The 11708-nt window shown below is 42.2% G+C and carries 10 protein-coding genes; 5 read left to right on the forward strand and 5 right to left on the reverse strand.

The genetic code is table 11. From position 1 onward, the window contains the following. Window positions 1-1164: 1164 nt before the first annotated feature. The 5 genes from J6I44_RS00005 to J6I44_RS00025 all read right to left on the reverse strand — a co-directional run bounded on the left by J6I44_RS00005 (window position 1165) and on the right by J6I44_RS00025 (window position 7388). The gene (locus J6I44_RS00005; RefSeq protein ID WP_265763870.1) at window positions 1165-1962 is read right to left on the reverse strand and encodes an aspartyl/asparaginyl beta-hydroxylase domain-containing protein; all 798 of its coding nucleotides are present in this window, start codon (window positions 1960-1962) and stop codon (window positions 1165-1167) included. A 590-nt stretch (window positions 1963-2552) separates the two neighbouring features. Next, a complete protein-coding gene (locus J6I44_RS00010) occupies window positions 2553-5273 on the reverse strand; it encodes a cation-translocating P-type ATPase (RefSeq protein WP_265763871.1) in 2721 nt (906 codons plus the stop codon). A 46-nt stretch (window positions 5274-5319) separates the two neighbouring features. Then, window positions 5320-5865, reverse strand: coding sequence for a universal stress protein (locus J6I44_RS00015; protein ID WP_265764418.1), 546 nt, complete (start codon window positions 5863-5865; stop codon window positions 5320-5322). Between the two features lie 278 nt (window positions 5866-6143). Next, entirely contained in the window at window positions 6144-7001 is an 858-nt protein-coding gene (locus J6I44_RS00020; RefSeq protein ID WP_265763872.1) for a universal stress protein, read from the reverse strand. Between the two features lie 123 nt (window positions 7002-7124). Then, window positions 7125-7388 (reverse strand): hypothetical protein, encoded by a 264-nt coding sequence (locus J6I44_RS00025; RefSeq protein ID WP_265763873.1) that lies wholly within the window; start codon window positions 7386-7388, stop codon window positions 7125-7127. Between the two features lie 144 nt (window positions 7389-7532). Here J6I44_RS00025 and J6I44_RS00030 point away from each other — a divergent pair, with 144 nt between their 5' ends. The 5 genes from J6I44_RS00030 (at window position 7533) to J6I44_RS00050 (ending at window position 11679) form a co-directional block, all read left to right on the forward strand. Beyond that, window positions 7533-8021: a MarR family winged helix-turn-helix transcriptional regulator gene (locus J6I44_RS00030; protein ID WP_265763874.1), complete on the forward strand. Its 489-nt coding sequence runs from the start codon at window positions 7533-7535 to the stop codon at window positions 8019-8021. 85 nt (window positions 8022-8106) lie between these two features. Then, the gene (locus tag J6I44_RS00035; RefSeq protein ID WP_265763875.1) at window positions 8107-8754 is read left to right on the forward strand and encodes a hypothetical protein; all 648 of its coding nucleotides are present in this window, start codon (window positions 8107-8109) and stop codon (window positions 8752-8754) included. 29 nt (window positions 8755-8783) lie between these two features. Next, entirely contained in the window at window positions 8784-9194 is a 411-nt protein-coding gene (locus J6I44_RS00040; protein ID WP_265763876.1) for a DoxX family protein, read from the forward strand. 26 nt (window positions 9195-9220) lie between these two features. Next, complete coding sequence (gene wrbA / locus J6I44_RS00045) at window positions 9221-9871, forward strand: NAD(P)H:quinone oxidoreductase (RefSeq protein ID WP_265763877.1); 651 nt, start codon at window positions 9221-9223, stop codon at window positions 9869-9871. A 542-nt stretch (window positions 9872-10413) separates the two neighbouring features. Further along, on the forward strand, window positions 10414-11679 hold the full coding sequence (locus J6I44_RS00050; protein WP_265763878.1) for a site-specific integrase: 1266 nt from the start codon (window positions 10414-10416) through the stop codon (window positions 11677-11679). Window positions 11680-11708: the final 29 nt, after the last annotated feature.

The raw sequence follows: 11708 nt of genomic DNA on the forward strand, positions 1-11708 counted from the left end.
TGTTGGATCACGTCCAATTTAAATTCTTTGCTGTAGGTTCGTCTTTTACTCATAATAGGTATTGGTCATAAATTGCGGCGACAATCTATGGCTTAACTGGGTGTCCACCAAAATGTAGCAAGTTCATTAACTCCTTCCTTATAAGTATTTAGCAATATCACTTTTCACAAAGATGTTGATGCACACCGTTGGGATATGAGATATAATATATCATAAAATGCCGCCTCTCTAATTATAGCTATTAGGTACTTATCAACACTCTATTAAATACATATTAATTATATATTAGCTATACATAAGTGCCCTATGATTAGAATGACTTGTTCTGTATAGGTCAATCATCGTATATTATAAATAGTGATTCGAAAAAAGCTCTGCACCCGCAGGGCTTTTGTTTTATTATATCCAACTTCCTTCCCTCTTATTCATCATCTTTACATTTTTCGTAATCACAAAACTGAAATTATTGTGATTTCTACAACTTCAAGGTGGGAATTTAAGATGTGTATCGCTCTTTAGTCATTCCCCACAGCTGAAAGCTTGGCTTTTTTTCGGTCCGGAAATAATAAATTACACTCCCCACTCCAAATAGAACAAACAAAATATTTGTGAGGCTACCTACATAGGGGGATGTTTCTCAGTATTGCTATGATTATCATACCCAAAACTAAACCTGCGTACTGAGATGGGACGGCTACCTTCTCCCTGAAAAGAAAAATGACTTGATTACCCAATACCAGTGCAACCAGTAGATAACTTAGGAAAAGAGCGAAACCATATATCAAAGACGGCAGGATGGCCAGAGGTATAGTAATCAGCGATACAAATAGTAGTATGATAACAACCGGAATAACAATCAGGGAAATTACCCCGATACTCGTATGTCGCCATATACTTTGTACAGCCAAAACTTGCATCTTATCGGCAGTGACTGGGCAAAGCAGGCTACGGCAAGAACACAGCAATCAACACAATATTTTTTAGGATTCGATTTTGCTTCATCTTCTATCCTCTCTCTCCGTTTTTTACCAACCCCATTGAATCGCAAGTTTCCAATCCATTCCCCTTCACTTTTTGAACATCAACATGAGGTAGTAAGGCCCCTGCAGCGAAAGATCCGCAAGAAAATGTTATCATAACCAGCCAACCTGATTTTATCACAATTTACAAGAACGAAGAAGCGCCCAAACTAATTAGAATCATAAGGATCCAGCTATCCAGTGCAACCTCCCGGGAATATTTTTCTTCCCATTGCTCCTGGTTCTTTTTGGCATCCTGTATGTATGCAGACCGTTTTATTAGGCTTAATATCGCTGTATTTAGAATATTCCCCGGGAATTTAAGCGGTCGCAGTATATCCATAAAAAGTACGACTCGTATTTCATCGGAGCTATTCCAGGCTTCATGTAGGTAGGTATCATCAAAAATAAGGCTTTCTCCCTCCTGCCAATGCCGGGTTTCCCCATTGACCTTAATGCCACACTGTAATGGTGGCTGTGGTACCTTTACGCCTAAATGGTAACGGATAAATCCTTTATAAAGCCCCCGGTGTTCGGGGATATGTTTTCCGGGAGCCAGGATAGAAAAAAAAGCCGTTTTCATACCGGGAATACTTTCAACAAGCCTCGTGGTCTCCGGGCATCGGGCACAGTTTTGCTCAGCCTTATAGCCAAAACCATATAAGAAATAGGTTTTCCACTTGTCATCCGTCGTAATGGATTTCTGATCCGTAGAGATTTGCTGGAAATTGGGGATCTGTTCCAGATACTGCAACACCCCATCTAACTCTTTACGGATAATGGGTTGATTCTTTTCCAGTTGTTCGGTCCAATCAAACAGATCGGAGTCAAAGTACGGTGTATTGTCTACTTTCGAGGTTTTAGCAATCAGCTTTTCGATTGTCCAAAGCGCTTTTCCACCCAAATCTTTCATTATTTTCCGCTTTTTCTCCTTGAAATCCATAGTTGTAATCCTTAGTGATGAATTGACTATTAGTACCTACATATTTTTAAGAATATGAAAGATCTTATTCTCGCGTATAGGGAAAAACTTGATCTAAGATGAAGGGAATTTCATTACCTGCTGGTAAACCAAGCGAATTGCCTAACACTTTCAATATCCAACCTTAGCTATTCAAAGATATCATGGATATATCTCAATAAACTACCTCCCCTGTATAATGCTCAGTTGCCTCAAAAAAAGGAAAAGATCTCTTAAAGGACGCTGCCAATTACTACAACTTTTACTACTCCTGATGTATTTTATGGCATTTGATCTACTGGTAATTCTTAATAAGTGCCTTTATTTGGGCGAAGAAATCGCATTTAACCAGAATACATAAGATACGATTGTCTATACTGCTAAGGGAGTATAAATTACTAATTGCCTACGATTTATTTGTACTTATAATTGGGTATAGTAGTATGCGTTTTTTTAAAGAATAGAAATAGTTGCAAGTTATCTGAAATCTGGAACCATAAATTGCTACCAGTTTCTCACCTGTACTTTTCTACATCTATGTTGGACAAGAGACACTAGTAATCAAGTCAAACTCATCCAATGTGATTTTTACGCCAGCGATTGATAAACTTGTCAATTTCACCGCCTAAAATGACTAAAAAACCAACACCGATAATCAACATCCACTGATCACTGCTGAGTGGCATGGTACGGAATATGGCCTGCAAAAATCCTACTTGGAGCACCGCCAGATGGGCAAGCAAAGCGGCAACAAGGCTGACAAACAAAAACTTGTTTGAGAAGAAATTGATACGAAAAATACTCCTGTCTAGTGAACGACAGTTAAGAACGTGAAAAAACTGGAATACGACCATTTGGGTCATCGCTGCCGTTCGAGCCATATCCAAGTTACCTGTTTGTTGGTAAACCAACCAAAATATTCCTAGCGTACCTACAGCCAGAACAAGACCTACTCCACCGAGGCGCTCCATCAAACGGCCTGTCAGTATGCCCTCTTTAGTGGGGCGAGGTTTGCGTTTCAATATGCCCGGCTCCCCGGGTTCAAAAGCCAGGGCTATGTCTTGTAATCCATTGGTTACCAAATTGATCCAAAGAATCTGCACGGCAATAAAGGGGAGTGGCCAATTCATAAGAACCGCAACCAGTATTACAATCAGTTCACCCACCGCTGTAGAAAGCAGGAAGAAGGTCACCTTTCGAATATTTGAAAAAACAATTCTGCCCTCTTCAATAGCGGCGGTAATTGTTGCAAAGTTGTCGTCAGACAAAACCATATCAGATGCCTCCCGGGCAACATCGGTACCACTTCTCCCCATCGCCACCCCGATATGAGCAGCCCGCAGGGCTGGGGCGTCGTTCACGCCATCCCCGGTTACGGCCACCACATGATCCAGATTCTTCAGCCTGTCAACAATGCGGTATTTATGTTTGGGAGAAACACGGGCAAAAATATTGATATTCATCAGCTGAAGATCGAGCTCTTCATCCGAGAGCCGATCCAGTACCTTACCTTCCAGTGCTCCGTGCCCTTCGGGATCCAGGCCAAGCTGTTGCCCGATTGCTACAGCTGTATCAATATGGTCTCCCGTGATCATGATCACCCGGATTCCGGACTCCCGGGCGCTTTGCACTGCTTCTATGACTTCGGGTCGTACGGGATCTTCCATGCCCTGCAGACCTGTAAGCACAAACTCTTCATCCAAAACCGACATGTCATCAAGGTATTTAGATTCTGTACTCCGGTAAGCCATGGCCAGCACCCGGAGTCCCTGGGCTGCCATCTGTTTTGAAACAGCCTTAACTTTTTCGGGTTCAACGGGTACAAGCTGGCCATCCTTAAGTTGGTATTTGCACCGGTCCAGAACCGCTTCTGGGGCCCCCTTCATGAAAATGGTCTGGCCACTCTCGTCCTTGTTTAATGTGACCATAAACTTTCGTTCGGGTTCAAAAGGCAGGTAATCCAACTGTTCTTTCTGCAACCGGATATCAGACAGGCGGATACCTCCTTTATAGGCCGACACATGCAGCGCGATTTCGGTGGGATCGCCCTGCGGCTCACTTCTCTCAACAGCAGTTGTATTGGCCTCATTGGCCAGAGTTCCCGCCAGTAATGCTTGGAAAAGTCCGCTTTCGGTGGAAGGCGTTACCACATTACCATCTTTGCTAATCGTTCCTTCAAGCTGGTACCCCGCTTCGGTCGTCTCGTATAGTTTGTCATCAGCCCAAATTTGACGCACCGTCATCTGGTTTTTGGTAAGCGTGCCCGTTTTGTCTGAGCCAATGACCGTGGTACTGCCCAAGGTTTCAACCGCAGGCAAAGATCGAATGATGGCCCGCCGATTAGCCATCCTGCGAACCCCGATGGCCAGGGTTATCGTAAGAACCACTGGTAATCCTTCTGGAATAGCCGATACCGCCATAGCAACAACAGTAATAAAGATCTCGGAAGGATCCATGTTGTACAGGAGCCCGATCACAGCGATTAGCACTGCAAACCCCAGGATAAGATTGCCAATGTGCTTCCCCAGCCTGTCAACCTTCTCCTGCAAGGGTGTTTTTATAATACCGATTTCTTTGACGGTGGAAGCTATCTTCCCCAGCTCCGTTGAATCCCCCGTGCGTACCACAACCGCTTTTGCCCGGCCCTGGGTAACAATGGTACCGGCAAAAGCCATATTTTTCTGATCAGCCGGGACCAGATTGGCCTTTCGCAACGTATTTACCTGCTTGTTGACCACCTCGGATTCTCCGGTGAGCGCCGACTCATCCATCTCCAGTCCTTTTGACGTTATTATCCGCATGTCTGCGGCCACCCGTCCACCGGAGCTGAGCAATACAATATCACCGGGCACCAGGTCGCGACTCGGAACCTCAATCTCACGGCCGTCACGAATAACCTGCGCTTTGGGATCCGACAATTTGGAAAGTGCCCGTATAGCGTGTTGGGCTTTATTTTCCTGGATATAGCCGATGACAGCATTTAACAGGACCACCACCATGATCACCCCTGAGTCAATATAATCCTGGAGCACGAAGGTCACAAAGGCAGCTGCCAGCAAAATATAAATCAGCGGATCTTTAAACTGGTGAATGAGGATCTGCCAGCGGGTCAACCCGACTTCTGTGGCAATTTCATTGGGACCAAAAAAGCTTATGCGCTTTTCAACCTCCTTATCTTTCAATCCTGTTTCAGGAGTGGTATTAACGATCTCGCATGTTTTTTCCGGGGTAAGAGTGTACCAGGGCTGCTCGGAAATATTAACATCAATCGGGGCTTCCATTTGATCGACCATAAGATATAGACTCTCTTCTTTTGTTTATTTCATTTTAATTTAGGGTTCAATCACCTATCAATACCAATAATGGTATGTTAGAGTTAAAGACCATTTCATTAGAGTGGTTCTTTTCTACTAACTTCTCCCAAAAGGTTTTTTTATACCTGACCATCACCGGCAAGGAACATGGTTTGCTACTTAAGTAATCGGCCATGACTGGAAAAAAATCGGATCCATATTTGAGCTCAAAAGAAATATCCTCATAGTCAGTCTCACCTTTAACTAAGTCCCTGGACCCTCTAAATTTTATTTCATCTAACTGACTTTTCTGTTCCGATACATGTATTATCTCAATATTTGCTTCGAACAGCCTTGCAAAATTGATGGTCTGTTGTAAAATCTGCAAGTCTCCCTCATGATAGTCGGTGGCAAATGTAATATGCTTTATATCATCGGGCGAACCTCCCGGAGGTACGGCTAGTACCGGAACATCAGACATATTTATTATGCTGGAGGCAACGCTCCCAAAAATTATATTTCGTTCTCCGGTAGCCCCATTCGTTCCCAGTACGATCAAATCAGTGTTATATTCATTGGAGATTTCTAATATCCCTGCAACGGCTGCTCAGATTCTACTACTCTTGATATCTCAATATCTCTGTATTGTTCATCATTCTTGAGATCCCCGATAAGCCTATCGAATTGTTGATGGGCTTTATTAGCTACCTTCTCCTGGTCCTTTTAAAATCGGGTGCAAAATCCAAATCAACCTGGATTGCATGGAACAAAATTAACTTAGCCCTGGTGAGTGATGCTATTTTTGCCGCAAGTGGCAGCGCTTGTCGAGCATTGTTCGAGAAGTCTGGTGGGAAAAGAATGTTTTTAATTTCAATAGCCATGGTCTAACTCTCCATCTCCAATTAAAACAAGCAGCGGTACTTTAGTATAAAAAGCCATCTCTTTGGAGTGATTGTTTTCGACCAACTTTTCCCAAAAAGTTTTTTTATATCTGACCATCACCAACAGGGAATTAGGATTGTCAACAAGGTAGTCGGCCATAACAGGATAGAAATCATAATCATAATTAAGCTCAAAATTTATGTTTTCATACTCAGCATGATCTTTTACCAGATCCTTGAATCCTCTGAATTTAATTTCCGTTGACAGACTTCGCTGTTCTGCTACATGGATTACATCAACAGTTGCTCTAAACAGTTTTGCAAATTCAGTGGTTTGCAGTAAGGCCTGAAAATCACCTTCATGATAGTCGGTGGTAAATACGATATGCTTTAAATCATCAGGTGACCCTCCCGGAGGCACGGCTAGTACAGGGATGTCTGATCTATTTATGATACTGCCAGCAACACTTCCAAATAACAGACTTCGATTACCAGTGGCACCTTTCGTTCCCATTACAATCAAGTCAGCATTACATTCTCTGGCTTTTGCAAGTAGCCCAACCGTGGGATGTCCAGACTGCAACACCGTTGATACCTCTAAATACTTGTATTGATCATCTTTCTTCAGGTCTGCAATGAGCTCATCAAATTGTTGACTGGCCTCCCTAATCGCCTTCTTCTTTTGTTTTTCAAAATCAGGTGCAAAATCCAGAGCACTTTGACTGGCATGGAACAAAGTGAGTTTTGAACCCGTAATGGATGCTATTTTTGCAGCAATTGGCAGCGCTCGTTGAGCATTTTTTGAAAAGTCGGTTGGGAAAAGAATGTTTTTTAAATCGAAAGCCATAGCTAACTCTCCTGGATATAAAAAAGCTAATTTAAAATCAATATACTCAGCATATATTATCTTTTTTGTAGGGGCTTCCCTTATGGTTTACTTTACCGCAATAATCATTTCAAATACAATTATTTAGTCCTTTCTCTTTAAATAAAGAGCCCGGTTTTTGGTGGGAACAACAAAATAAGATCTGTGATATCTCCAGCGGTCGACCTTCTGGAACATGCTCAGCATACCGCTGGTTGCAAGCCTGACCATTCCAGTAAGGATCATCCATCCAATCTTGTTTTTTTCGGTAGCACGGGGACTGTAATATGTAATACTGCTAATCAGGGAATAATCACTGGGGTTTTTATATCGCTCCAGGAAGGAAGGCGTTTTGATCCAGCTCAGCATTTCTAAACCTTCTGCAGCTGTTTAATAATAAGTTTTTAAAAGTTTTTTGTATTCATTTTTGTAAAAACCAACAATATTTAAGTTATTACAACTGATGTAATAACAACAGTTGTTTAAACATAGTAATGATTAACGCCGGCAACTATGGAATTCAAACAAGCAATAAAACAGAAACGATTTCCCAGTCCACAAATGGAAGCAATACTGAATATGGTGTATAGCGCCAACCATTTTGAGAATATCATGCGAAAGCTGCTTCATGAATTCGATTTAAGCCACGAGCAATTTAATGTGCTGCGTATTCTCCGGGGTAATCATCCTGGCGCTTATGAGCTCAACCAAATTCGGGACCGGATGCTCAACAGCTGGAGTAATGTATCCCGGCTGGTTGAAAAACTTCGAAAAAAAGGATTTGTGACCCGGCAGCCCAAGCCCGAGAACCGGCGCAAAGTTGAAATTAAAATCACCCAAGATGGACTTGATTTCCTGGAACAAGTAGATGCCAACCTAACCACCGCTGAGCTCATGAAACAAACATTGGATGATGAGAAGGCCGCGCAGTTAACGGCCCTACTCGATGAGCTAAGGACGAACCTTGATAACGTTTTTAACGGCCCCGATAACTTAGAATAGAATATCAACACAACCTCTATTTATTTAAGAGGTTAGCAACTTTTCTACTACTAAACTGATTCCACAACAACAGTCGTACCAACAAATGAAACGAATTATTGTAATAATCACCGCCTTTACCGCCATAGCAAATATCACCACTGCCCAACATTTGCAGCAAGAATTATTGAGTGGAACCGAAAAGATGGTATTCCAGACGACATTCTCGCAGCAGTGGAATCAAAATCCCAACCTCCGGGTCAATGGACTCGCCTTTTTCAATCGGTTTTATGATTCGGCCGATAGAACATTTGATGAAGCGGTCGTCCTCACGTCGGTCACTGGCTCACTCTCGAAGCATTTCAGTGCCGGACCGAAGCTCTTTTACAGTAGTGTGGCCGGCTTGCAACCCGGACTATTACTGAACGCTCATACAAGGGTCGCGGGCATTGATATGAGGCTGACGCCCCAGGCGGCCTACAACGTAGCCAACCAAGCATTCCAGGGAGGCCTTGCCCTGCTGCTGCGGAAGATGGTGCCGATTAGTTCTCAATGGTCCATAGCCGCCGATGCCTTCCTGATGGGTTCCTGGCTGCGATTTGATACCCATGACCGCAGCAACATCCAGGCTCGCATTGGCCCTGTTTATAAAAAGCATTTTCAGTTTGGATTCAGCTACGACCTGGACCAGTACGGTCCGAAAATTTTGCACCGCGACCAGTTTGGGGCTTTTACTCGAATACTTTTCAACTAACTATTTCTAAATATCAATAACCAACCATTATGATGAATACTAACCAACGAAACATCCTACAGTTAATCGCAAGAATACTGCTGAGCAGCATCTTTTTCGTCTCCGTGATCAGTAAAATAACAGGACTTGAGGGAACCATTCAGTTCATGGCTGCCAAAGGCATCCCGTTGCCTTCCATCCTAATCTGGGGCGCGATCATTACCGAATTTGTCGGTGCCCTGGCGCTGATAACAGGCTATAAGATGAAAGAAGCAGCCACTTTGCTTGTGCTTTTCCTGGTACCAGCGACCTTCCTCTTTCACAACTTCTGGACGATGGAAGGCCAGCAGTTCCAGATGCAAATGATGTCTTTTATGAAGAACATCAGCATTATGGGCGGACTGCTACTCCTGGCCAGCTTCCCCGAAAACCACGTTGAACCAACTTTACAACAGCAATAATTAAATCCCAAAACTTACACTAACTTATGAGTACCGAACCAATCAACGTATCAATTATTTTCTACAGCATGTACGGTCACATTCACCAGATGGCCGAGGCCGTTGCCGAGGGAGCAAACTCAATCCCCGGTGTCGATGCCACGATCTACCAGGTCCCCGAACTTGTGCCCGACAAGGTCCTCAAAAACTCCGGCGCCTGGGAAATCAAACAGGCTTTTGATCACATTCCCGAAGCAACTCCCGCCGTGCTGGAAGAATCCGACGCCGTTATCTTCGGCACCCCTACCCGCTTTGGCATGATGGCATCCCAGATGCGGAACTTCCTGGATCAAACCGGCAAGCAGTGGGCCCAGGGAGCGCTCACCGGCAAAGTGGGTAGCGTGTTTGCCAGTGTGGGCGGTCAGCACGGGGGACACGAAACGACCATCCGGAGTTTCCATACGACGCTGCTTCACCACGGGATGGCCATCGTTGGGGTACCCTACTTTGAAGATCGGCTCAATGAGGTCGAAGAGATATCCGGCGGCACGCCCTACGGAGCCACGACGGTAGCAGGTCCCACCGGCAACCGCACGCCTACACAGAATGAACTGGAAATTGCTAAAACCCAGGGCAGACACGTAGCCCAAACAGCCCTCAAGCTGAGTGCCGAACCTTCCCCGGTCGCTGCGGAATAAACAGCCCAAAAACGTATTCATTCGTTGCTAAAGTATACTATATTGAAAAAAGGGAGCACCTATTGGTGTTCCTTTTTTCTTTTTAACACTTTTTCTAAGAGTAAAAAGTTTCCCCACGGGACAGCTTGACCAGCCGAGGATTGTTGGGACTATCCCTCTGGGCTTGGTAAGAAAAGAATAACAATCATTTCAAATTTTCGTCAATTAATGAAAATTTTGACAAAAGTTAGAAATTAGGTGCCTTATGGCTTACCTAAAATAGATTTTGGGATGGGTATACAATAAATGCGTTAAAATGCCGGATAGGAACATTAAAAAATGTATTAGAAAGCTTGAATTCATAATTCTTCATTTTTAATTCAGAATTCAAAAGTACCCCCACCCGGAATCGAATTTTGCACATCAAACAAAGCTTTTGGTGTTCAAAAACCCTCTTCAAATACCATATAGAGCATTTAATGGCCTTTTATTCAAATTAACAACATTCATTATAGGGACTTTAAGTTGTAATTTGTTAGCACCTCATGTTAGCACCTTGTATATTGGAAGAAACAAAAATCACCTACAGAAATCCTTATCCAATGAGTGCAACTTTTAAAGGGACATTAAAGAAAGACAAGAGAAAAAGTAATTTAGAGTATCCTGTTTATCTTAGAATTACATACAACAGAAATAACAGATACTATCATTTAGGGTTCAGTGTACTTGAAACAGATTGGAAACAAAAGACAGGACGGGTCAAATCTAAACACTATAGCTCCGAAGTCTTCAATAATCGTATTGAGAGAGCCGAACATAAAGGGCAAGTAGCTTTTTTTGAATTAGAAGATGAGATTGGTCGAGAAAATATTACTGCCAAAATGATCCTAGATCGAATGCACGGTAAAAATCATAATGATTTTTTTGAATATGCTGAGAAAAGAATAAAACGATTAAAAAACAATGATCAAGTTTCTCAAAGGAAGCAACATCGAACAGTAGTTAATAAGCTAAAACACTTCACTAAGAGCGAAGTACTTCCTTTTGAAAAAATCACACTCCAATTCGTTAATGATTTTGAAGACTTTCTATCAACTAAATATGACAATGCAGTTAACACAATTCACGCTAACCTGAAAATATTTAGACGAATCCTAAACTATGCTATAAAGGAAGACTTAATGGCTTTTGAGGATAATCCCTTCCACAAAAAGAAATTAAAAAAAGAGAGAACCGAAAAAACCAAATTATCTCTAGACGAAATTAAAGCAATTCATTCTGTAGAAGCCGAAAAAGGCACCCGGATTTTTGATGCCAAGAACCTTTTCCTATTCTCGTTCTATTGTGCCGGAATTCGCTTTAGTGATGTTGCTAATCTAAAATGGAATAATATTAAGGATAGCACCTTGAGTTATACAATGGATAAGACCGGAAAAACCAAAACGATTCCTTTGGTAATGCAAGCAATTGACATTTTAAACCACTACGGATATAAATCTAATAATAATAATTCTGACCATTACCTCTTCCCTCTCTTAGATAATAATGATGACTATACTGACTTTGCATATCAAAAACGACAAATAGGTTCCAAAAATGCACTCATTAATAAATATCTTAAGAAAGTGGCTAAAAGTGCCGATATAAATAAAAATGTTTCATTTCATATAGCAAGACATAGTTTTGCTGATTATGCCCGTAAAAGTAAAATGGATCTGTATACGATTTCTAAAGCCTTAGGCCATAGTAATCTTCAAACAACAGAGAAATATCTTAAAAACTTTGATCAAGATGGGCTCACAGAAGAAATGAATCAATTATTTAATTAACAATTAGCCAATATTATTATCAATAGTCT

This window comes from Fodinibius salsisoli (genome assembly GCF_026229185.1).
Classification (GTDB): Bacteria; Bacteroidota; Rhodothermia; order Balneolales; family Balneolaceae; genus Fodinibius; species Fodinibius salsisoli.